The sequence below is a fragment of the Bacillus sp. RC240 genome (assembly GCF_044907945.1).
Classification (GTDB): Bacteria; Bacillota; Bacilli; order Bacillales; family Bacillaceae_G; genus Bacillus_A; species Bacillus_A mycoides.
Genome location: NZ_JBIYCT010000003.1, coordinates 373,749 through 397,777, shown reverse-complemented (window position 1 = coordinate 397,777; position 24,029 = coordinate 373,749). Strand labels below are relative to the sequence as shown.

Annotated in this window: 22 protein-coding genes and 1 other annotated feature; of the genes, 16 read left to right on the top strand and 6 right to left on the bottom strand. The window is 36.8% G+C overall.

All coding sequences use genetic code 11. The features are described 5' to 3' along the window. Positions 1 to 65: 65 nt before the first annotated feature. Complete coding sequence (locus ABH955_RS13690; RefSeq protein WP_002030271.1) at positions 66 to 875, bottom strand: Cof-type HAD-IIB family hydrolase; 810 nt, start codon at positions 873 to 875, stop codon at positions 66 to 68. Positions 876 to 1,366: 491 nt separating this feature from the next. Here ABH955_RS13690 and ABH955_RS13685 point away from each other — a divergent pair, with 491 nt between their 5' ends. Next, positions 1,367 to 1,546 (top strand): YjzC family protein, encoded by a 180-nt coding sequence (locus ABH955_RS13685; RefSeq protein ID WP_002086997.1) that lies wholly within the window; start codon positions 1,367 to 1,369, stop codon positions 1,544 to 1,546. A 173-nt stretch (positions 1,547 to 1,719) separates the two neighbouring features. Further along, entirely contained in the window at positions 1,720 to 4,320 is a 2,601-nt protein-coding gene (gene clpB, locus ABH955_RS13680; protein ID WP_404491196.1) for an ATP-dependent chaperone ClpB, read from the top strand. Between the two features lie 31 nt (positions 4,321 to 4,351). On the opposite strand, the gene ABH955_RS13675 is transcribed toward clpB, so the two are convergent. Then, positions 4,352 to 4,534, bottom strand: coding sequence for a YjzD family protein (locus tag ABH955_RS13675; RefSeq protein WP_001211111.1), 183 nt, complete (start codon positions 4,532 to 4,534; stop codon positions 4,352 to 4,354). Positions 4,535 to 4,690: 156 nt separating this feature from the next. Between ABH955_RS13675 and ABH955_RS13670 the strand changes: the two genes are divergently transcribed. From ABH955_RS13670 to ABH955_RS13640, 7 genes are all read left to right on the top strand, one after another. After that, positions 4,691 to 5,425 (top strand): lipase family protein, encoded by a 735-nt coding sequence (locus tag ABH955_RS13670; protein ID WP_404445910.1) that lies wholly within the window; start codon positions 4,691 to 4,693, stop codon positions 5,423 to 5,425. Positions 5,426 to 5,454: 29 nt separating this feature from the next. Then, the gene (locus ABH955_RS13665) at positions 5,455 to 6,327 is read left to right on the top strand and encodes an NAD-dependent epimerase/dehydratase family protein (RefSeq protein WP_242309833.1); all 873 of its coding nucleotides are present in this window, start codon (positions 5,455 to 5,457) and stop codon (positions 6,325 to 6,327) included. A gap of 64 nt (positions 6,328 to 6,391) precedes the next feature. Further along, the gene (locus tag ABH955_RS13660; protein ID WP_002011319.1) at positions 6,392 to 6,568 is read left to right on the top strand and encodes a ComZ family protein; all 177 of its coding nucleotides are present in this window, start codon (positions 6,392 to 6,394) and stop codon (positions 6,566 to 6,568) included. A 435-nt stretch (positions 6,569 to 7,003) separates the two neighbouring features. Beyond that, positions 7,004 to 7,936, top strand: coding sequence for a beta-ketoacyl-ACP synthase III (gene fabH, locus ABH955_RS13655; RefSeq protein ID WP_404455909.1), 933 nt, complete (start codon positions 7,004 to 7,006; stop codon positions 7,934 to 7,936). 31 nt (positions 7,937 to 7,967) lie between these two features. Then, entirely contained in the window at positions 7,968 to 9,206 is a 1,239-nt protein-coding gene (fabF, locus tag ABH955_RS13650) for a beta-ketoacyl-ACP synthase II (RefSeq protein ID WP_002030364.1), read from the top strand. 114 nt (positions 9,207 to 9,320) lie between these two features. After that, entirely contained in the window at positions 9,321 to 10,112 is a 792-nt protein-coding gene (locus ABH955_RS13645) for a DUF2268 domain-containing putative Zn-dependent protease (RefSeq protein ID WP_404455912.1), read from the top strand. 141 nt (positions 10,113 to 10,253) lie between these two features. Next, positions 10,254 to 11,000, top strand: a complete 747-nt coding sequence (locus ABH955_RS13640; protein ID WP_002030367.1) for a YjbA family protein — start codon at positions 10,254 to 10,256, stop codon at positions 10,998 to 11,000. Positions 11,001 to 11,391: 391 nt separating this feature from the next. Here the strand turns inward: ABH955_RS13640 and trpS are convergent, their stop codons facing one another. Then, positions 11,392 to 12,381 carry a tryptophan--tRNA ligase gene (trpS, locus tag ABH955_RS13635; protein WP_000110999.1) on the bottom strand — a complete coding sequence of 330 codons (990 nt, stop codon included), beginning with the start codon at positions 12,379 to 12,381 and terminating at the stop codon, positions 11,392 to 11,394. A 75-nt stretch (positions 12,382 to 12,456) separates the two neighbouring features. After that, positions 12,457 to 12,673 (bottom strand) — a binding site (T-box leader). A 105-nt stretch (positions 12,674 to 12,778) separates the two neighbouring features. After that, positions 12,779 to 13,159 (bottom strand): DUF3899 domain-containing protein, encoded by a 381-nt coding sequence (locus tag ABH955_RS13630; RefSeq protein ID WP_002125921.1) that lies wholly within the window; start codon positions 13,157 to 13,159, stop codon positions 12,779 to 12,781. A 319-nt stretch (positions 13,160 to 13,478) separates the two neighbouring features. On the opposite strand from ABH955_RS13630, the gene ABH955_RS13625 reads away from it, so the two are divergent. The 5 genes from ABH955_RS13625 (at position 13,479) to ABH955_RS13605 (ending at position 19,175) form a co-directional block, all read left to right on the top strand. After that, positions 13,479 to 15,113: a peptide ABC transporter substrate-binding protein gene (locus ABH955_RS13625; protein WP_404491194.1), complete on the top strand. Its 1,635-nt coding sequence runs from the start codon at positions 13,479 to 13,481 to the stop codon at positions 15,111 to 15,113. 127 nt (positions 15,114 to 15,240) lie between these two features. After that, positions 15,241 to 16,170 carry an oligopeptide ABC transporter permease gene (gene opp3b, locus ABH955_RS13620; protein WP_000534164.1) on the top strand — a complete coding sequence of 310 codons (930 nt, stop codon included), beginning with the start codon at positions 15,241 to 15,243 and terminating at the stop codon, positions 16,168 to 16,170. Next, a complete protein-coding gene (gene opp3C / locus ABH955_RS13615) occupies positions 16,167 to 17,183 on the top strand; it encodes an oligopeptide ABC transporter permease (RefSeq protein WP_113937676.1) in 1,017 nt (338 codons plus the stop codon). Before opp3b ends, opp3C begins: the two co-directional genes overlap by 4 nt. Before the next feature lie 20 nt (positions 17,184 to 17,203). Continuing rightward, positions 17,204 to 18,247, top strand: coding sequence for an ABC transporter ATP-binding protein (locus ABH955_RS13610; protein WP_113937677.1), 1,044 nt, complete (start codon positions 17,204 to 17,206; stop codon positions 18,245 to 18,247). Next, positions 18,240 to 19,175: an ABC transporter ATP-binding protein gene (locus ABH955_RS13605; protein WP_113937678.1), complete on the top strand. Its 936-nt coding sequence runs from the start codon at positions 18,240 to 18,242 to the stop codon at positions 19,173 to 19,175. The genes ABH955_RS13610 and ABH955_RS13605 overlap by 8 nt, the downstream gene beginning before the upstream one ends. A 190-nt stretch (positions 19,176 to 19,365) precedes the next feature. Here ABH955_RS13605 and ABH955_RS13600 read toward each other — a convergent pair whose 3' ends face one another. Next, complete coding sequence (locus ABH955_RS13600) at positions 19,366 to 20,811, bottom strand: MATE family efflux transporter (protein ID WP_113937679.1); 1,446 nt, start codon at positions 20,809 to 20,811, stop codon at positions 19,366 to 19,368. A 353-nt stretch (positions 20,812 to 21,164) separates the two neighbouring features. On the opposite strand from ABH955_RS13600, the gene ABH955_RS13595 reads away from it, so the two are divergent. Next, positions 21,165 to 22,811 carry a peptide ABC transporter substrate-binding protein gene (locus tag ABH955_RS13595; RefSeq protein WP_113937680.1) on the top strand — a complete coding sequence of 549 codons (1,647 nt, stop codon included), beginning with the start codon at positions 21,165 to 21,167 and terminating at the stop codon, positions 22,809 to 22,811. A 29-nt stretch (positions 22,812 to 22,840) separates the two neighbouring features. Here the strand turns inward: ABH955_RS13595 and ABH955_RS13590 are convergent, their stop codons facing one another. Next, entirely contained in the window at positions 22,841 to 23,044 is a 204-nt protein-coding gene (locus tag ABH955_RS13590; protein ID WP_000559981.1) for a hypothetical protein, read from the bottom strand. Positions 23,045 to 23,623: 579 nt separating this feature from the next. Here ABH955_RS13590 and spx point away from each other — a divergent pair. Continuing rightward, on the top strand, positions 23,624 to 24,019 hold the full coding sequence (spx, locus tag ABH955_RS13585) for a transcriptional regulator Spx (protein WP_002011348.1): 396 nt from the start codon (positions 23,624 to 23,626) through the stop codon (positions 24,017 to 24,019). Positions 24,020 to 24,029 lie beyond the last annotated feature (10 nt).

The following is a 24,029-nucleotide window of genomic DNA, read 5'->3' as shown; positions in this document are numbered from 1 at the left end:
CTGACTTTTGCGTCTAATAATAGTATGAGCGTTTAGCGAGAAACTATAAGCAGGGAATTTTTAGATTACAATCCAAGAACCTCTTCTAAATATAGAGCGATACCATCTTCTTCATTCGTTAATGTCGTATGATTTGCAAGTGATTTTAATTCAGGAATTGCATTACCCATTGCGATTCCATGACCAGCAAATTCGATCATTTCAAAGTCGTTATCCTCATCACCAAAAGCGATAATTCGCTCTTTAGGAATGTTATAATGGCCTGAAATTTTTTGTAATCCGACAGCTTTATTTAATCCGCTTTTTACAATTTCAATAATTGGCCAAGGTGCACCCCATTTTCTATGGTCGATGACTTCAGCATGCATATCTGTTAAATGTTGGCGAATTGCAGCAGAATGCTCGTCATGTGCATCGATTAATAAGCAAGTTGGATGGTCGTTTAAAATATTTAATAAATCTCCTGTGAAAATCTTTGGAGAACCGAATTCAAAAATATGTTTTTTATCTTCATCAATTTCACGGACATACACATCATCGATGACTTCAGCATAGACATTTTTCACGCCGAAATCAAAGCAAGCTCGGACTATTTCTTGCGCTGTTGAAAGTTCAAGAGGAGAGTGATGTGTTCCCCAACTTGAATCAAGAGGGTGATGCACGTAAGCTCCATTAAAGTTTACGATTGGTGTGTTAAGGCTAAGTTCTTTATAATAATCGTAACTAGCGCGGAATGGACGCCCTGTTGAAATAACGACAATATGTCCTTGTTCTTTTGCTTTTGCAATTGTGTTTTTCGTTCTTGGAGAAATTATTTTGTTGTCTGTTAATAAAGTTCCGTCTAAGTCTAATGCGATTAAATGTTGTTTGTTCATAATTTCACCTCTTATAATAAATTTTTTGATTCTATCTGTATTTCCGTTTTTAATATGCAGAAATAAGAGGTTAGACTGGGTGAAACTACTGTAGATGAAAGTTTCACTATATATCCATCTTACGTCGCGAAGCGCTGTGGTGTCTACTATTTCTCGTTGGAAATTAGGAAAAGTCAATATATTTTTAGAAAGTTCAAACAATGTTGCTTTCATTATGTACAATTTGTGAAAAGGGTTACATTGTTTGAATGATCCGACTTATAATGAACATGTAATCTTCTCGTATATGTTTGACTCTCCTTTGAAACTGGCCTAAACTTTGGTTGGTTTCTTTTTTTTCAACAAATATGCCAATAATTCCTGCTTAAGGTTGTGTAATTATATATATGTACATGGGTAAACGGTAGTACTTGTTTCCTAAACATGACAGAAAAGCTTTCTTTTAAAATGGATATACTAATGAGGCAAGACGTCATGGAAGGAGAATGGAAATGGGACAAAATCGCAGGTTTCGTTCAGGGCAAAAAGCGCCAAATGATGGCATTTACGTAGAAATTGGTGAAACGGGAAGTATGGTGAAAAATCCGCAAATGGTACAATTAACTGCCGGTGAAAAGTTTCCAGAGAACGCAAATCATAACCGTCAGTGGACATATAAAAGAAAACCGTAACAGAAGCCGCAATCGTTATTGCGGCTTTTTTGATTAGGAAAATGAATGTTACTTTTTTCTTTTTCCAATAATAAGTTTGAAAATACATAAGCAAAATTATTGTATAAAAAAGTCAGTTGGCGTATAATCAAATCAAAGGTCAAAGAAAGTCAAACGTTTGGAGGACTGTAAAGATGGACTTAAATCAAATGACAACAAAAACACAGGAAGCGATTATGAGTGCTCAATCTTTAGCGGTATCTCATCATCACCAAGAAGTAGATACTGTTCATCTATTGCTTACGTTATTAGAGCAACAAGACGGATTAACGGTACGTATTTTTCAAAAAATGAATGTCGATATAGAAGTATTAAAAACAGATGTAGAAAGTTTAATTAAGAAAAAGCCTTCTGTAACTGGAAGCGGGGCAGAGGCAGGGAAATTATATGTAACAGGTGCTTTGCAACAACTGCTTGTAAAAGCGGGAAAAGAAGCGGAGAAATTGCAAGATGACTACATTTCAATCGAACATGTATTACTTGCTTTTTCTGAAGAGAAAGGCGATATAAATCAATTATTTGCAAAATTTTATATTACGAAAGATAACTTATTACAGTCTTTAATGACAGTTCGGGGGAATCAAAGAGTGACTAGTCAAAATCCAGAAGCAACTTATGAAGCGTTAGAAAAATATGGCCGTGATTTAGTGGCTGAAGTAAGAGCGGGGAAAATTGATCCTGTAATTGGCAGAGATAGTGAAATTCGCCGCGTAATCCGCATTCTTTCACGCAAAACGAAAAATAACCCCGTTTTAATCGGAGAGCCAGGTGTTGGTAAAACAGCAATCGTTGAAGGATTAGCGCAGCGTATTGTGAAAAAAGATGTCCCAGAAGGATTAAAAGATAGAACAATTTTCGCTTTAGATATGAGTGCACTTGTGGCCGGAGCAAAATTCCGCGGTGAGTTTGAAGAACGTCTGCAAGCTGTATTAAATGAAATTAAAAAGAGTGAAGGCCGTATTTTATTATTCATTGATGAACTTCATACAATCGTCGGCGCTGGTAAAACAGAAGGAGCGATGGATGCGGGAAATATGTTAAAACCAATGCTAGCGCGTGGTGAACTGCATTGTATCGGGGCAACGACATTAGATGAATACCGTAAATATATTGAGAAAGATCCAGCGTTAGAAAGACGTTTCCAACAAGTGTTAGCAGAAGAGCCAACTGTTGAGGATACAATTTCCATTTTACGTGGTTTAAAAGAGCGTTTTGAAATTTATCACGGTGTAAATATTCATGACCGCGCGATTGTAGCGGCATCTGTTTTATCAGATCGATATATTTCGGATCGTTTCTTGCCCGATAAAGCAATTGATATTGTTGATGAAGCTTGTGCAACAATTCGAACAGAAATTGATTCTATGCCAACAGAATTAGATGAAGTAACGCGCCGCATTATGCAGCTGGAAATTGAAGAAGCTGCTCTTGGGAAAGAAAAGGATTTAGGTAGTCAAGAGCGCCTAAAAACATTGCAACGTGAATTATCGGATTTAAAAGAAGTTGCAAGTAGTATGAGAGCGAAATGGGAGAAAGAAAAAGAAGACATTCACAAAGTGCGTGACTTACGTGAGCATTTAGAGCGCTTGCGCCGTGAGTTAGAAGAAGCAGAAGGAAATTACGATTTAAATAAAGCAGCTGAGCTTCGCCACGGGAAAATTCCAGCTATCGAAAAAGAGTTAAAAGAAGCGGAAGAGATGGGTGCACATAATAAACAAGAAAATCGTTTATTACGCGAGGAAGTAAGCGAAGAAGAAATTGCAGACATTGTTTCAAGATGGACTGGTATTCCTGTCGCAAAACTCGTTGAAGGTGAACGTGAGAAATTATTACGTCTTGAACAAATTTTATCAGAGCGTGTTATCGGTCAAGAGGAAGCGGTAAGCCTTGTATCAGACGCAGTTCTTCGTGCGCGCGCTGGCATTAAAGATCCGAATCGTCCAATTGGTTCATTCATTTTCTTAGGCCCTACAGGTGTTGGTAAAACTGAGCTTGCAAAAACGCTAGCACAAACATTATTTGACAGTGAAGAGCAAATGATTCGTATTGATATGTCTGAGTATATGGAGAAACACGCAGTGTCACGCTTAATTGGAGCGCCTCCTGGATATGTTGGATATGAAGAAGGTGGACAATTAACAGAAGCAGTAAGACGTAAAGCATATTCTGTTATTTTGTTAGATGAAATCGAAAAAGCACATCCAGAAGTATTCAACATTTTATTACAAATGTTAGACGATGGCCGCATTACAGATTCACAAGGACGTACAGTAGACTTTAAAAATACGGTTATTATTATGACTTCAAATATTGGATCTGCTCACTTATTAGAAGGGCTAGAAGAAGATGGTTCTATTAAAGAAGAGTCAAGAGAACTTGTAATGGGACAATTAAGAGGACATTTCCGACCAGAATTCTTAAACCGTGTCGATGAAATTATTTTATTCAAACCTCTTACAAGGAATGAAATTAAAGGTATTGTTGATAAGATTGTACAAGAATTACAAGGGCGTTTAGCAGATCGCCACATATCATTAGAATTGACGGAATCTGCAAAAGAATTTGTTGTAGAAGCTGGATTCGACCCGCTGTACGGAGCTCGTCCGTTAAAACGATACGTACAGCGTCAAGTTGAGACGAAATTAGCGAGAGAATTAATTGCAGGAACGATTACGGACAATAGTCACGTAGTGGTTGATGTAGAAAATAACGAATTAGTCGTTCATGTAAAGTAAAAAAAGAGTTCGGATAAAATCCGGACTCTTTTTAGTGTTGTTCTACTGGCTCGTTTGGAATCGCAGCTGCAATCGCTAATACTAATACCGCAAGAACAACTGAGAAAATAGACGCTTGGTTAAAATCGTATGTACCGCCAGTCATAGAGCCGATTACGTAGCTCATCATATGTACAAGCGCGAACGACCAAATTAATGCCCAAATGAAACGCATATTTTACACCTCTATTCGTTCAATCTGTCCTTATTGTAACACAATTGAAAAAAGAATATAGAAAAATATTTGTAGATTTTTCAACGCAAATTTGCATTCTGTTCATACAGTATAAAAGAGTACTTTTATACGTTTAGAAAATAAGGCGGGAGAAAAATGAGTATTACGGAACGTTTTTTTTACTTAGAAAAAGAACCATGTGTAATTTATTTACCGGAAAAGCCAAATGGATTTTCTGTTATGCTCCTAGGAGATTATAACTATTTTATTGAGAATGGTACAAGTTTATGGACACAGCATGCAGGGAGAGCTTATTTTTTACAGGGCCTTATTGAAAAAGGCTATACGGTCTTTTCATCTAACTTATATGGAAGGCATTGGGGGAACGACCGAGCTGTTTGTCTTGCAAAACGTTTGTATGATGTCGTTCTAAGAAAAGAGACATTGAATGCGAAAATGCACATTATGGCAGATGGTATGGGAGCGCTTGTAGCGCTGGAGATGATGAACAAATACCCTGAATGTATACGTTCTGTCGTTATGTTAAATCCGTGTTTAGATTTACCAGAATATGTGGATTTTGAGAAAGAGCATAAGTTTTTTTACAAAAGATTAGTGAAGGAATTAAGTTTGGCGTATGATTCCAAAGAAGAAGAATTAGAATCAAAAATAAATAAGAAATCATTTGCGCTTCTGCCGTCTTGTGTACCTGTTAAAATTTTTGTCTCAACACAGGAAAAAAGAGGAAGAAAACAATTGTTACGTAAATACGAGAAAATGAGGCAATTCAATCAATGCGATACTTCTGTTTTATTCCATCTGCAAGATGTGAAATATAAAATGGTTAGACAAACGACTGATTTCTTTAAAAAATATGAAGAAGAATTGTGAAGCTCCCATATACATAAATGAGGAGCTATTTGTTTCAAGGGGAAAGGGTTGGTGGTATGAAACGCGTGCTGATTATAGGTGCACTTACGTTTGTAGGTTATCACCTTGTGAATAAAATGATTGCAGAAGAAGTAGAAGTATATGGTCTTGATTTTGATGAATTTGATAGTATGACAAAAATTAATGAAGAGAAATTATTGTTGATTGGGCGGAATGCGTTATTTACTTACTATTCTATAAGGGATGAAGACGGATGGCGATCGGTAGAGGAAGAGAGTTTCGATACAGTTTATTTTTGCTTGTATGAGCCGAATCAGCAAAGTGGATTTCGGAATGAAAGGGTCATATTACAATATTTAAAACGAATCGTAAGGATGTGTGAAAAAAATAAAGTAAAGTTAAATCTAATTTCTTCTATTGAAATAGGAAGCACTGAAGAATCCGAAAACAAACATCTATTTTCGAAAGTGGAAGAAGGGTTGAAAAAAGGCGAATTACAATATAGTGCATATCGAGTTCCTACATTATATGGGCCGTGGCAACCGTCGTTTATGATGTATCATCAGCTTATTTTATCAGAACTTGATGAAAAAGAGTGCCGTTGTATAAATGGAGAAAAAGGAAGGGATTTACTTTACGTTGAAGATGTATGTGAATATTTATGGGAAAATGGAATGAATGTAAAACACCTCGGTATATATAATTTACTTAGTGGAAAAGAAGAGTTATGGGAAAAAGGTATGAGTCTTTTACATGCAGATGATAAAGTAAATAACAAAAATGTGGAAGTAAGAGATGAAGCTGTAGAGGTCATTTCTATTCAAAAAAATACACCAGTAGAATTCGGTTTAAATAAACAATTGGCACATATGAAAAAATATAAAGAGTTATACGAAGGGTAGCATGCGTGTTACACTATTGTATGGATAATTGATTGAAAAGCTTTAATGGAGAGGAAGAGATTACATGAACGAAAAAAGTATGCAATTTTTACAAATCGCAATGAAGCATTTACCAGAAGCAAAGGCAATTTTAGATTCTAATGGAATTGCACTTGATATGGAGAAAGCACAGCCGGTGTTAGAGCTATTGATGAAAGTAATGGGCGAAGCATATGAGCTTGGGAAAGCAGATAAAGAATAAAACCAAACCCTTCTTTTTTGATGGAAGAGAGGCTCGAGCCGTGGATAGAAGCGGTTGGGGCCTTTTTTTGTTTCGAGTGGAGTGAAACCTGGGGGATGATGAGGCTAAAGGGGAAGGTTATGAGGAGAAGGTCTTAGTTTTGAAGGGAAAGCAGATAAAGAATAAAACCAAACCCTTCTTTTTTGATGGGAGAGAGGCTCGAGCTGTGGATAGAAGCGGAAAGGGCTTTTTTTGTTTCGAGCGGAGTAAGGTCAAAAGTATTGGGAAGTTTATCTTTTGAAAGGATAGGGATTTTTCTGTTTCTTTTAATGAAAAATAAAGTTAGTGATACGCTGTCTTATTTTTTTAGCTGAAATATATTCTAGACAAAAGTACATTTATGTTTTAAAATTAGTACCAAGTCATAATAATTGATATAAAACGGAGGGCTGCGATGTGAACGTGGGCATTTTAGGGATCGGAAGATATGTGCCAGAAAAAGTAGTCACAAATCACGATTTAGAGAAAATCGTAGATACATCTGATGAATGGATTCGTACGAGAACGGGAATTGCAGAAAGACGCATTGCCGATGATACAATAGATACTTCATATATGGCGGTAGAGGCTTCTAAAAAAGCACTTGAAGATGCCAGGATTAGCGGAGAGGATATCGATCTTATTTTAGTGGCAACAGTAACGCCAGATCGCGCATTCCCAGCAGTAGCTTGTGTAATCCAAGAAGCAATTGGCGCAAAACACGCAGCCGCAATGGATTTAAGTGCAGCGTGTGCTGGCTTTATGTACGGAATGATTACAGCGCAGCAATTTATTCAAACGGGAACTTATAAAAATGTATTAGTAGTTGGTAGTGACAAACTATCTAAAATTGTAGACTGGAACGATCGAAATACAGCCGTACTATTTGGGGACGGAGCAGGTGCTATCGTAATGGGAGCTGTTTCGGAAGGAAAGGGTGTACTTTCTTTTGAATTAGGAGCGGACGGAAGTGGCGGTAAGCATCTTTATCAAGACGAGTATGTTATGATGAACGGCAGAGAAGTCTTTAAATTTGCTGTTCGCCAACTTGGTGATTCCTGTCTTCGCGTGTTAGAAAAAGCGGGACTTACGAAAGAGGATGTGGACTTCTTAGTACCACATCAAGCGAATATTCGTATTATGGAATCTGCAAGAGAAAGATTAAATTTACCGAAAGAAAAAATGAGTATGACAATTGAAAAGTTCGGTAATACATCGGCTTCTTCCATTCCAATTGCAATGGTAGAGGAATTGCAAAATGGACGTATTCAAGATGGTGATTTAATTATACTAGTCGGTTTTGGCGGCGGGTTAACATGGGGAGCAGTAGCTCTTCGTTGGGGTAAATAAGGACTGAGAGAAAAAAAGGAGTGTATTTTGTATGGAAAAAAAGAGGGTCGTAATTACAGGGCTAGGAGCTGTTACACCGATCGGAACAGATGTTGAAACAGCTTGGGAAAACATTAAAAACGGTGTATCCGGAATCGGACGACTTACAAGAATAGATTCAGAACAAATTCCTGCAAAAGTAGCAGCAGAAATTAACGACTTTGAAGTCGAAAAATATATAGATAAAAAAGAAGCGCGCCGTATGGACCGCTTTACGCAATATGCAGTAGCAGCAGCGAAAATGGCAGTTGCGGATGCGAAGCTTGAAATTACAGAAGAAAATGCACCACGCATTGGTGTATGGGTTGGTTCTGGTATTGGTGGTATGGAAACATACGAAGAACAATTTAAGATTTTTACTGAAAAAGGTCCGCGCCGCGTGAGCCCATTCTTCGTACCAATGATGATTCCAGATATGGCAGCAGGTCAAGTGTCAATCGCTACAGGAGCGAAAGGAATTAATACTTGCTCTGTAACAGCTTGTGCATCTGGAGCAAACTCAATTGGTGATGCGTTTAAAGTAATCCAGCGCGGTGATGCTGATGCGATGATAACAGGCGGAGCAGAAGCGCCATTAACAAGTATGGCATTCGCTGGGTTTAGCTCAGCGAAAGCATTAACATTCAATGAAGATCCAGCAACGGCTTGCCGCCCATTCGATAAAAATCGTAGCGGTTTCGTAATGGGTGAAGGATCAGGAATTCTTATTCTTGAAGAATTAGAGCACGCATTAGCACGTGGTGCTCACATTTATGCGGAAATTGCTGGTTATGGTGCAACTGGTGATGCGTTCCATATTACAATGCCTGCTCCTGGCGGTGAAGGCGGAGTTCGTGCGATGCGTCAAGCTTTAGCTGATGCAGGTCTAGAGCCAAAAGATATTGATTACATTAATGCACATGGTACAAGTACAGATGCAAATGAAAAGTATGAAACGATGGCAATTAAAGAAACTTTCGGTGAGCATGCATATAAAGTAGCGATTAGCTCAACGAAATCAATGACAGGTCATTTATTAGGAGCAGCTGGTGCTGTTGAAGCGATCTTCTCTATTAAATCAATTACAGACGGAGTAATTCCTCCGACGATTAACTATGAAACACCAGATCCAGAATGTGATTTAGATTACGTACCAAATACAGCGAGACATCAAGAAGTGCGAGCTGTATTAAGTAATTCATTAGGATTCGGTGGTCATAACGCAGTATTAGTATTTAAAGCATATAAATAATATGTACAATAAGGTGTCTTTTCGTAAAGTATTACGAAAAGACACCTTATTTATTTTTTATCACCTTTACGTTCCTTTCTTTTTTGCATATACATAAGAAAAGGAGGGATGAAGGTGGGGGTTGTTGAAACGGCAGAATGGTTACATCTGTATTATGGACGTCCAGAGAAGCTTTGTGAGAAATTTACAAAGTATATTCCATTGCCAAAAGAGAGGCTGTATCGCTTTTTAATCTCTAAAGGTATGTATCGACCAGTAATGCGGGGGGAGCAGGAAATTAAAGAGTTAGAGAAGAAAGAAATTTGGAAAGAACTTAGCATGGAGTATGAAAAATTGAAAGGTTGGCTAAAAGGTCCAGATGTCCCTATCTTTATTTTATTATCAGATTCATACAATCGAACTGTACAAGAGGAATATAACGGGAAGGCTGGCTTATCTATGCGTCACGTTATATTCTTATTCGTATGTGGACGTAATTCAGTAGAGGAACTAAAAGCTTTATTAACGCATGAATACCATCATATATGTAGGTTACATCAAATTGAGACGAAAGAAACAGAGTATACATTACTTGATACGATGATTATGGAAGGGTTAGCTGAGCAAGCTGTGTATGAAAGGTATACAGAAAAAAGATGTGCACCGTGGACTACTTACATTTCAAAAGAAGATGCTATTTATTATTGGAGGAATTCAATACAAGAACGAATAGGCGTAAAGAGAGGTACGAGGGAGCATGATGTTTTATTAAATGGACTGCACTCGTATCCGAAAATGCTTGGCTATGCACTTGGATTTCATATTGTGAAAGATTGTGTAGCATTTGAAGGAGGAAATACACTTTCTTTATTATCTATAGATGCGAAAGAAATATTGAATAAAGCAAATACATTTCATGTTTCATGAAAAACAGGGGAGCTATCTCCTGTTTTTTTAATATTATAGAAGAAAAAATAATAATTAGAATATATTTCCTCAAGTGGAATAAAGTTAAGCAAAAATGAACATAATGATTGGTACAAACAGTAGTGAAGTGAGGGGTAGTGAATGTTATATCTACATGATGTATGGGTAAATTGGTTTGAAGGTGAAGAGAATGGGTATAACGTTTGTCATTTTTACGAATGGCGGAAAGATGATACGATTGAGCTATTAGATCAAGTGCCATTATTAAAAGTAGATGCCACATTATATCATTACATCGAGAACGAATTATTAGAGCTTCCGCAAAAATTATTGGAAGACGTATATCATAAGGCTTATATTCGTAAAAATCACGAACGCTTGCAACAAGAATATTGTTTTGTAGTTACAGATGGAAAAGGAATTATTGCGATTGATTCAATCGGCTATAATGTGCCAATTAGAAAAAGTAGGCTTATACCGCGTCAAGAACAGATGGTATATGAGATGGTAGAGAATGTGCAAGCAGAAAAGTATGAGTTCCAAGTGGAAGAGATTGAAAAAGAACATCATATTTTATCGCCGTCACCTTTCATTATGAACGGCCTAACTCGTAAAGAAAGACAGTTAAAACAATTATTATTTATGGCATTAGATCAATTACATACAACGAAAAATCCAGCTGAAATTCGCTATTGGTTCACAGAGTGGGATCCATCAGCGTACGGAATGGTCCAACATATGGAGTTTGAAGATGTTTGGGCTAAACTTTATGATGAAGCGAAAACTGGATGGTCTGAGAAGCACGAGCAATTATGTGAGCGCCTTGTAAAAGGACAGCCGTTTTTTGAAAAGTTATGGGAAATGGAAAATGAGCAGAAGGTAAATTAAAAAAACCGCCAATTGGCGGTTTTTTTTATGGAGGTGACAAGAATGTTCGGTGGCTTCGCGCCTTCCTGCGAGGCAAAACCCGCCTCTACGTCAGGAGCTCCATCCCCCTCACATTCTAAGCGAGCCGCTTCCGCTTTATGTGAAATCCAGCTCCGGCTCCTAGCCCTTCGCGTCTAAGAACCTTCCACACGAGAAGGTAAAAAGCACCTTCTGTGGGAAAGAACCTTAGCCAGTCAGAGCTGAACGAGCCGCTTCCGCTTTATAAATAAATCCAGCTCCAGCGGCAAGCTCTTCGTGTCTAAGAACCTTCCGCATAAGAAGGCAAAAAGCGCCTTTTATGCGAAAGAACCTTAGCCAGTCAGAGCTGAACGAGCCGCTTCCGCTTTATATATTACCTACGCTTTCTACTTAATCCCATTGCGTTTTCTACTTTGCGTAGTTGTTTGAATGCAACGCGGTTCGCTTTTTCGGCACCTTTGTCTAGAATTTCGTCTAGTTCTGGGGAGTTGATTAGTTCGTTATATTTGTCTTGGATTGGACGAATTGCTTCTACGACTACTTGTGCTAGGTCGCCTTTGAAGTCTCCGTATCCTTTTCCTTCGTACATTGCTTCTATTTCTTCAACTGTTTTTCCAGAGAATGAAGAGTAGATTGTTAATAAGTTAGAGATTCCAGGTTTGTTTTCTTTATCAAATTTCACGATACCTTCAGAATCAGTTACAGCACTTTTAATTTTCTTTTCAATTGTTTTTGGTTCATCAAGCATACTGATCATTGCTTTTGGATTCGGATCAGATTTACTCATTTTTTTCGTAGGTTCTGTTAATGACATAACGCGAGCTCCTACTTTTGGAATACGAATTTCAGGAACAGTGAACACTTCACGGAAGCGTTTGTTGAAACGCTCTGCTAGGTCGCGTGTTAATTCCATATGTTGTTTTTGATCATCACCAACAGGTACGATTTCAGTGTTGTAAAGTAAAATATCAGCAGCCATTAATGGTGGATACGTTAGTAATCCAGCTGGAACTGAATCTCTACCAGAAGATTTATCTTTATATTGCGTCATACGCTCTAATTCTCCAACGTAAGCAACTGATTGCATAATCCATCCTAGTTGAGCGTGTGCTGGTACTTCTGATTGTACAAATAAAGTAGCTTTTTCAGGATCGATGCCGCATGCTACATAAAGTGCAGCAAGACTGCGAATGTTTTTACGAAGTTGTACGGGATCTTGAGGTACTGTAATCGCATGTTGGTTTACAATACAGAAATAACAGTCGTGTTCATTTTGAAGCTCTGTAAATTGCTTCATAGCTCCTAAATAGTTTCCAAGTGTAATTGTTCCACTCGGCTGAATACCAGAAAAGATAACTGACATAAGTAATTCCTCCTAAATTTGAATGCGTGATGGGGAAGAGAAGGCAAACAAAAAAGCCCATTCATCCCAAAAAACTATAGGGACGAATGGACCGCGGTACCACCCTAATTATTTCACTACTGTGAAATCTCTCTAATCCATAATAACGTTTGGATATAACGCCAAAGCCTACTACTTTCGGTTCGGTTTGGTGCTCAAAAGCCCATTCCATACTGCGCAATTACTTGTTCACACCAGCCACAAGCTCTCTGAAATTGCCTCAATATGTACTCTTCTTTATCATCGCATACATGTAAATTTATTTATTGTTACCTAAGCTCTTTTAATATGAAAGAACTAAAGTTTTATAACAAAATGTTTTGCTGATTATTATATCATATGGGATAGTGTTTGCAAACTACATCAAAATAGTAAAGCTAATGAGGATCGAGAACAACCCAAGTACGATACCGGTAATACAAATCGGATACGTCCATTTGAATGAATATGTTTTATAAATACGTTCTTTCTTATCGATAGGTTCCTCTGCTTCTTCAATTAAAGAGTCAATTTTTTTATTCGTACCAAATACTCTTTGGAATGCGTAAATTGTTACGTTAAAAAATCCGTTTTGAAATATGAATAAAAAACCACCTATAAGAATAAAAAACAATGCAATATAGAATGAGATGTTGACAAAATTCAACAAAAAATGAGATGAAACGAGGAATGCGCCCACACTAGAAGCGATTATCGCAACCAAAAATAGTATACAAGTATGAAAAAAAACTTTATTCAAAATATTCCCCTCCGTCAAAATATTACTAGAATTATTATACTATAAAAGTTATAATAAGTAATATAAATAATTTTTTGAAAATTATACACAATTGAGGTTCTAATTTCAAGATGATGGTAGCAATGTTAACGTATCCCTTTACAAAAAATTAAAAATATAAACATTTTATTAAAAATTTTAACAAAAAAACAAAAAACTATATTCACAATCGTCATATTATATGTATAATGAAAATTGTAGAAACTTGGAGATTATTCTTTCAATTCTGTTTTTCTACAAGTGAGGGTACAGGAAGTGCAATTAGGGGAGGCAACACAGCATGAAGAAAAAGATACCGCTATTGCTTGCATCGACGTTGACAGTAAGTGTGCTAGGAGCCTGTAGTTATCAAAAAGATGATAATAAGGCAAGCGTGAAAGGATCCAGTACTTCAAATAAGCAAGTATTGAATCTAACAGAAACTGCTGAAATACCAACAATGGATACGACGCTATCAACGGATGCAGCATCTTCTAACATCATGAATAACACAATGGAAGGATTGTATCGTCTGGGGAAAGACGATAACCTCGTTCCAGGAGTCGCTAAATCTTATGAGAAATCAGAAGATGGTAAAAAGTATGTATTTAAATTACGTGAAGATGCGAAATGGTCGAATGGTGAACCTGTAACAGCGAAAGACTTCGTTTATTCTTGGAGAAGAGCTGTTGATTCAAATACGGGTGCCAAATTTGCTTACATACTATTTGATGTGAAAAATGCAGAGAAAATTAATAAAAAAGAATTACCAGTTGAGGAACTTGGTGTAAAAGCAATTGATGATCACACACTTGAAGTGGAATTAGATAATCCTGTTCCTTATTTTGTAAGTCTAACAGTCTATCCAACATTTTATCCTTTGAATGAGAAGTTTGTAAAAGAACAAGGAGATAAATTCGGATTAGAATCCAATACGACACTTTATAATGGCCCATTCGTTTTAAATGAATGGAAGCATGAACAAAGTTTCAAATTGACGAAGAACCCGACGTATTGGGAAAATAAAGTAGTAAAACTTGAGGAAGTAAACTTCAATATTGTTAAGGATCGTTCAACGGCTATAAATTTATATGAAACAAAAGCAATTGATCGTGTAGTATTAACATCAGAGTTTGTAGATAAATACAAATCAGATGCTGATTTTAAAACAATTAAGAGACCATCTACACAATTCATTCGCTTAAATGAAAAAAATAAGTTTTTAGCAAATAAAAATATCCGAAAAGCAATTGCGATGTCCTTTGAACGTGAAAATATCGGGAAAGTTATCTTAAACGATGGTTCAGAAGGAATGTATGGTTTTGTTCCGAAGGGTTTGGCAAAAGGACCTAACGGAAAAGACTTCCGTGAAGAGAACGGAAAGCTTATAAAAGAGGATGTTAAAGAAGCTCAAAAATATTGGGAAGCTGGTAAAAAAGAACTTGGTGTAGACAAAGTAGAGTTAGAGTTATTAAACTTTGATACTGATGATGCCAAAAAAATCGGAGAGTATTTAAAAGGACAATTCGAAAAGAACTTACCAGGTTTAACAGTTTCAACAAAAATGCAGCCATTTGCACAAAAATTAAAACTTGAAGCAAGTGGAGATTATGCGATGTCATATGCGGGATGGAGTCCAGATTATATGGATCCAATGTCATTCCTTGAAATGTATACAACAGGTAATTCACAAAATAAAGTGAATTACGCAAATCCAGCTTATGATGAACTAATTAAGAAAGCCAAAACAGAAGTAGATGTACAAGCTCGTTGGGATGCTCTATTAAAAGCAGAACAACAACTGCTTGAAGATGCAGCGATTGCTCCAGTATATCAACCTGGAAAGGCATATTTACAACGTAGTTCAATTACAGGCCTATTAGAACATAAATATGGCGGAGAATTTAGCTATAAGTGGGTTGAACTCAAAAACTAAAAATGGTTTCCATCATGAATAAGGGTATATGCCTATGATGGGCATATGCTCTTATTTTAAAAAAATAAAAGTAAGAATATTTTAAACTATCTTATTGCTTTTGAGAAAAACGGGGAGGTGCTTGACTATGGGACGTTATGTATTAAAACGTTTCGTGTACATGGCTTTGACATTATTTTTAATTACTACACTGACTTTCTTCTTGATGAAATTACTTCCGGGTTCTCCGCTGAAAAACCAGGAGAAGTTATCACCGGCACAAAAAGAAATCATTCTTGAAAAATATGGTTTAAATGATCCGGTACCAGTTCAATATGCACGTTACTTAGGTAACTTAGCAAAAGGTGATTTAGGGGTATCATTCCAATATGATAACCGTCCGGTAACAGATATGATTGTGGATCGTATTGGACCATCAGCACAACTTGGTTTACAAGCGATTATATTAGGAACATTTATCGGTTTAATTTTAGGAATCATTGCGGCACTTCGTAACAATACGTGGGTCGATTATGGGGCGACAATTATTTCCGTACTCGGGATGTCGGTACCATCATTCGTATTCGCCGCATTACTACAATATTTCGTAGGGGTAAAACTTGGTTGGTTCCCAGTAGCATTCTGGAAAGGACCGGAGTTTACTGTAATGCCTACAATTGCACTATCGATGGGAGTTATCGCAACAATCGCACGTTTCTCTCGTGCAGAATTAATTGAAGTTATGCAAGCTGACTACATTTTAACAGCGAAAGCAAAAGGGATTAGTCAAGGCGTTATCATTGTAAAACACGCACTTCGTAACGCGTTAATTCCAGTTGTAACAATTTTAGGGCCAATGGTTGCTGCATTAATTACAGGGACACTTGTTATTGAGCAAATTTATGCTGTACCAGGACTTGGGGAACAATTCGTTAAATCTATTACAGTAAATGACTATACAATTATTATGGGAACTACGATTTTCTATAGTGCAATCTTCATTTTAGTTATTTTCATTGTCGATATTTTATACGGAATTATTGATCCTCGTATTCGTTTAGCGGGAGGGAAAAAATGATGAAAGATGTACAAAAATTATCTCCAGATTTATTTCAACAAGCCAATCAAAATAATGTTGATAATGAAGTCATTGCCCGTCCAAGCTTAACGTTTTGGCAAGATGTAAGAAGACGATTGTTCCAACATAAAGGAGCAATGTTTGGTTTCATTTTATTAGCGCTTATTATATTACTAGCAATTTTTGGACCGATGATAAGTAAACACTCGTATAAAGAGCAAGACTTAGGTCGTGCGAAAATGCCACCGAAAATTCCAGTGATTGAAAATGTTCATTGGTTACCATTTGACGGTACAGATCAATATGGTGTTGACCAATATGAAAAACGTGATATTAAAGAGTACTTCTGGTTTGGTACAGATGATCTTGGCCGTGATTTATGGACAAGAACTTGGGAAGGTACGCGTGTATCATTATATATCGCTCTTTTAGCAGCAGCAATTGACTTAGTAATTGGGGTTGCATACGGAGGTATTTCAGCGTTCTACGGCGGCAGAGTAGATAATATTATGCAACGGATTATGGAGATTATTAACGGTATTCCATACTTAATCATCGTTATTTTAATGGTAATCATTATGGGGTCAGGTATTTGGTCGATCACACTCGCGATGGCGATTACAGGTTGGATAGGGATGTCGCGGATTGTTCGTGGACAAATCTTAAAGTTAAAAAATCAAGAGTATGTATTAGCGTCTCGTACATTAGGTGCAACAAATACACAATTAATTGTGAAACACTTAATTCCAAACGTTATGGGACCAATTATCGTAATGACAATGTTTACAATTCCATCAGCGGTGTTTGGTGAGGCATTCTTAAGCTTCATCGGTTTAGGCATTCAGCCACCATTCGCATCACTTGGTTCTCTTGTAAATGATGGATATAAATCAATTCAAACGTATCCACACATGATGTTCATCCCTGCGGTTGTCATCAGTATGTTAATTCTAGCATTCAACTTAATGGCAGATGGATTACGCGATGCGTTAGATCCAAAAATGCGTAAGTAAACGAGGAGGGAGAAGTAAAAATGAAAACATTGTTAGAGGTAAAAGATTTACAAGTCTCCTTTGATACACATGCAGGTGAAGTACAAGCAGTGCGCGGAGTTACTTTTGATTTGAAAAAAGGGGAAACATTAGCGATTGTAGGAGAGTCTGGTTCTGGGAAATCAGTTACTTCTAAAGCGCTAATGGGATTAATCCCGAATCCTCCAGGCCGTATTAAAAATGGAGAGATTGTATTTGACGGTCGTGATTTAACGAAACTAACAGAAAAAGAAATGCAGCAAGTACGCGGTAAAGACATTGCGATGATTTTCCAAGATCCAATGACATCATTAAACCCAACGATGACAATTGGTAATCAGATTATGGAAGGTCTTATTAAACACCAAGGGATGAGTAGAGCAGATGCACGTAAAGTTGCTTTAGAATTAATCGACCTTGTAGGTATTCCAAATCCAGAAGCGCGCTTAAAACAATATCCTCACCAATTCTCAGGTGGTATGAGACAACGTGTAGTTATTGCGATGGCGTTAGCTTGTAATCCGAAATTATTAATTGCCGATGAGCCGACAACAGCGCTAGACGTTACAATTCAAGCGCAAATTTTAGAACTTATGAAGGACATTCAGCAAAAAACAGAAGCAGCAATCATTTTCATTACGCATGACTTAGGTGTAGTGGCAAACGTTGCAGACCGAGTTGCGGTTATGTACGCTGGTAAAGTTGTTGAAATTGGAACGGTTGATGAAATTTTCTACAATCCAAAACATCCATACACATGGGGCTTAATCGCATCTATGCCAAGCTTAGATGGTTCAGAGGACGAGCTATATGCGATTCCAGGAACGCCTCCAGACTTATTAAAACCGCCAAAGGGTGATGCTTTTGCACCACGTAACCCGCAGGCGCTGAAAATTGATTTTGAAATGGAACCACCTTTATTTAAAGTAAGTGATACACATTATGCGGCAACTTGGTTACTTCATGAGCAAGCGCCAGAAGTAAAACCACCAGCAGTTGTTGAAAAACGTATTCTTCAAATGAAAGCAGGTGAACAACATGACTAAACAACGTGAGAAATTAATTGAAGTGAAAAATGTGAAACAACACTTTGATGTGAGTGGTGGTGTTGTTAAAGCAGTTAATGATATTTCATTTGATATTTACCGCGGTGAAACATTTGGACTTGTAGGAGAATCTGGTTGTGGTAAGTCAACAACTGGAAGAACGATCATTCGTTTATACGATGCAACTGCCGGTGAAGTGTTGTTCGATGGTGAAAATGTACATGGGAAAAAATCACGCGCAGAACTTAAGAAGTTCAACCGTAAAATGCAAATGATTTTCCAAGATCCATATGCATCATTAAATCCTCGTATGACAGTAGGGGATATTATCGCAGAAGGTATTGATATTCACGGACTAGCAAAAGGCAAAAAAGAGCGTATGGACCGTGTTCACGAGCTGTTAAATACAGTTGGTTTAAATAAAGAGCACGCGAACCGTTTCCCGCATGAATTCTCAGGCGGACAACGTCAACGTATCGGTATCGCTCGTGCGCTAGCTGTAGAACCTGAATTTATCATTGCTGATGAACCAATCTCAGCACTTGACGTATCGATTCAGGCGCAAGTTGTAAACTTACTGAAACAGTTACAAAGAGAAAAAGGTTTAACATACTTATTCATCGCCCATGATTTATCAATGGTAAAATACATTAGTGATCGCATTGGTGTAATGTACCGTGGTCAAATCGTTGAGTTGACAACAAGTGAAGAGTTATATGCGAATCCAATGCATCCATATACAAAATCACTACTATCTGCAATTCCGCTTCCAGATCCAGATTATGAGCGCAATCGTAAACGTATCGTATACGATCCAACTCAGCATGATTATGGTAGCGAAGTACCAACAATGCGTGAAATTCGCCCAGGACATTTCGTATTATGTTCTGAAGCGGAGTATAAGAAATATAAAGAGATTTATCAATAAAAAAGTAGAGCCATTCTTCTATTACAGAAGGATGGCTCTACTTTTTTATACTAGTTAAACTTAAGTTAGTATAAAGAGATTTTATCCAAGTTCTTTTTCTGTTTAAAGACAGCGAAGTAAGAGTTTCCGAGAATGAAGAAAAAGGCGACTGAAATCAGCCGCCTTTTTTTCATTTAGAAACACTTTTATTTTATTGCGCTTGAACAGAAGCACTATCTTCTTGTTCATCAGGTTTAACAAGTGCATAATTTTCCCACGATCTACTTCTCCATCGGAAGAACATAATAATCGCCCGCGTCCATTCATCAATAGCAATCGCTAGCCAAATACCAACGAGCCCCATGTCTAAATGGAAGGCGAAAAAGTAACCGAGTGGTAAGCTCATTAACACCATGGAGAATGCGCCGATTAAAACAGGATATTTTGCATCGCCAGCTGCACGAAGTGAATTAATGATGACGATGTTCATCGTCCGTCCTGTTTCAAGTAGTACACTTAGTAAAAGAACGCTTGCCCCTAGAGCGATAATATGAGGATTATCCGTAAATAGTCCCATTAATTGTGTGCGGAATGTAACAACGAGCATGACCATAAATAAAGTTACACCAATCGCCCATTGTACACTTTTCCATACGCGTGTGTAAGCTTCATCCTTTTCATTTCCGCCAACTAGGCGTCCAACGATAATAGCTGTTCCCATACCGATAGCAATGGCGAATAAATAAGTGAACATGGAAATGTTAGTAGCGTATTGTCTTGCAGCTAACGATTCCGTACCTAAGTATGTTGCGTAATATAAGAAGACAATTTGACAAGCTTGATACATGACTTGTTCGAATGCAGATGGAATGCCAATCTTCAAAATTTTGCCAACATATTCTTTTGATAAAGTGAAGTAATATTGTAATTTCACACGGTATTCCATAACGCGGTATAGTAACCAGAAGAAAATGATAAGTGCGATTAACCGGCTGACAGCGGAAGAAATCGCGGCCCCTTGCACACCAAGTTCAGGGAAACCGAATTTCCCGAAAATAAGTACGTAGTTTCCGGCGATATGAATAATATTCATTCCAAGCGAAACAAACATCGCTTGCTTTGTAAAGCCGTGAACGCGGATAATTGCGGCTAATGAGTTAATAATAGCTTGAAGGAAAATAGCTCCTCCGACGATGGATAGATAGCTTTGTGCATACGTTAGTACATCGCCTTGTAAATTCATTGCCGTCATCATATGTTTTGAAAATAAAAGAAAACCAGCGCTTATAATGAGTCCGACCACTAAATTTAATGTGACGGCTAATGCTGATATTTTTGATGCTTCCATAAAGCGTTTAGAACCGAGGTATTGGGATACAACGATAGCTGCACCATTCCCGATGACTTCTAGTACTAAAATCGCGATATGAAGGTATTGATTCGCTGCACCAACCCCAGATACAGCATCGTCTGATAATGCACTTAACATGAAAGTATCAGCGATCCCCATCAGCATAAAAAGAAAAACTTCTAGAAAAATAGGCCATGTTAATAAGAATAAACTTAATTTCTCTGTTGGCCCGTTTTTTGAGCGAATTGCTGTCATGTCCGTCCCCTCTTTACCGATATCTATTTTTAGCAAAGTGTATCGTAACACACTTTCATATCCTTTGCACTTATTTTAGCCTACATATTTTCAATATGAATAAACCTTCATTTTATGACAAAAAAGGAGGAATAATTATGCGTAAGATATTATAGAATATAAAATTTATTTTTCTCTGATAATTTAGAAAAGTATAAAAATCGTCATTTTCAACACTTTAATTCAATAAAAACGTAGTATGAAACGTTTACAAATACACAAAGTGTTAACAGAAAATTTTAATAAAATAGAAATATAAATATACAAAGAATATATTTGTGTGTATAATATGAATTATTAGAACATATATATATTTCTTTCTGTTTGAAAATGAAAGGGCTAACATTTTTTTGGAGGGTGGAAGTATGAAAAAAAAGATACCAGTTTTTGTAGCATCAACAGTAGCAATGAGCATGATTTTAGGGGCATGTGGCTACCAAAAAGATGAACCGCAAGCGAACGCAAAAGGGGATAGCGGGAAAAGCGGTGCGAAGCAAGTTATAAACTTAATTGAAACGCAAGAAATTCCAACGATGGACCCTGCGTTATCAGCTGATGCAGTTTCTTCAAAAGTAATGAACAATACGATGGAAGGTCTATACCGCCTTGGGAAAGACGATAAATTAGTTCCAGGTGTAGCGAAAGAATTCCAAAAGTCAGAAGACGGTAAAAAGTATACATTTAAATTACGTGAAGATGCAAAATGGTCAAATGGTGAACCTGTAACGGCGAAAGATTTCGTGTATGCATGGCAAAGAGCAATTAATCCAGATACAGCTGCGAAATCGGCGTACATTATGTACGATATAAAAAATGCTGAGAAAATTAATAAAAAAGAGATGAGTCCAGACCAATTAGGCGTGAAAGCGATTGATGATCATACATTAGAAGTAGAATTAGATAATTCTATCCCATATCTTATTGATTTAATGGTCTATCCGATCTTCTATCCTGTTAATGAAAAGTATGTGAAAGAGCAAGGGACGAAGTTTGGTTTAGAAGCAAATACAACACTTTACAACGGTCCATTTACATTAAGTGATTGGCAACATGAACGTAGTTTCAAAATGACAAAGAGCCCATCGTATTGGGACAATAAAGAAGTGAAACTTGAGGAAGTAAACTTTAATATTGTAAAAGATACGTCTACGCCAATTAATTTATATGAAACAAACGCAGTCGATCGAGCGACGTTATTAGCAGAGTTCATCGATAAATATAAAGGAAAACCAGATTTCAAAACAGTAGAAGAGACATCTGTATTCTTCCTTCGTTTAAATCAAAAAGACCCATCTTTAGCAAATAAAAATATTCGTAAAGCAATTTCACTTGGCTTTGATCGTAAACCATTCGTTGATACATTATTAAATAACGGTTCTAGGCCAGCGACAGGATTAATTCCTGATAATTTCATTAAAGGTCCGGATAAAAAAGATTTCCGTGCTGAAAATGGAGATATTATAAAACCAAATGTAAAAGAAGCGAAAAAGTATTGGGAAGCTGGTAAAAAAGAGCTTGGTAAAAATGAAATTGAATTAGAGATGTTAAATGAAGACGTTGAATTATCGAAGAAAACTGGTGAATATTTAAAAGGTGAGTTAGAAAAGAATTTACCAGGCTTAACAGTGAAAATTAAACAACAACCATTCGCACAAAAACTAAAATTAGAAGATGCAGGCGATTATGTAATGTCATTCTCTGGATGGGGGGCAGACTTCCCAGATCCAGTTACATATCTTGATATGTTTGTAACTGACGGAGCCCAAAACAAAATGAAGTATTCTAATCCGAAGTACGATGAGATTATTATGAAAGCGAAGAAAGATGGAAGCGATGTAAATGCTCGCTGGAAAAACTTACTTGAAGCAGAAAAAATGCTACTTGATGACGCTGCGATTGTTCCGGTATATCAACGTGGTAGAGCATATTTACAAAGAGAAACAATTAAAGATATGTACAACCATAAATATGGCCCCGATGTAAGCTTTAAATGGGCATCAGTAGGAAAATAAGAAAAAAGCAGGTGATGACCTGCTTTTTTTTAATACGTACGTTTTTTATAAATGCCTTTCCCGCCAACTTGGTTCCAGCCAGATTGTACATCTAAACTTTTGTTAACAAACTTCATTTTTTCTTTCCCACCAAAGAGTTTTTCACCGATGCTATTTGTAATGACACCAATCAATGCTGTTATTCCGATGATGAGGGTAGCAACAATGATAAAATCAGTAAAAAAAGCGATCATATGCAAATTCCCCCTTTGTCTGTCTGTATTTTTATTGTATGAGATAAATGGTAAAAAAGAAAGAAATGTCAGAAAAATATTCGATTTACTTTAGAAAGCATATAGACATGAGCGGAGAGATTTGTTAAAATAAGAACAAATGTTCCTTTTATTTCTAACCTTTAGAGTCTTACATTTCTCAATTGTTTTGTCGGGAAAAGGTAAGAAAACGCTCTCTTTTTAACGAGGAAGATTATGAAACTGTAATTGTATATCAAGTGAAGATTATTGTAGAAAGTAAGTATCAAAAGGGTTGAAGACCGTTGTTAAAGGACAGTTTTACTCAGTATAATCATGTTGCATAGCAGTGGAGTACACGGAGAAATTTTCTCAACTAGCAGTAAATTCACTGTATATTTCTTGCAAAAACTATTGTATAATGATTATAGAAGTTACTTATTAAAAGTAATTATTGTTGCTTACATGAATTGCGATTTTTTACTTTGCTATAAGACAAGTTATCGCGAAAAATTGCGGAAGTTAGAAATTTAAACTGTAATTAGTACAGAATTTGTACTCTTTAAGGAGAGTGAGCTTTGTATGGTAACATTATATAGTTCTCCAAGCTGTACGTCTTGTAGAAAGGCGAAATTATGGCTAGAGGAAAATCATATTCCTTATACAGAACGTAATATTTTCTCAGATCCATTAACGATTGATGAGATTAAAGAGATTTTACGTATGACAGAAAGCGGAACGGATGAGATTATTTCTACTCGTTCAAAAGTTTTCCAAGAATTGAATGTGAACTTAGAGTCTTTACCACTTCAAGATTTATATAAGATGATTCGTGATTATCCAGGTATTTTACGTCGTCCAATTATGATTGACGAAAAACGCCTTCAAGTAGGTTACAACGAAGATGAAATCCGTCGTTTCTTACCACGTACAGTAAGAACGTTCCAATTACGTGAAGCACAGCGTCTTGTAAATTAATTATAATAAT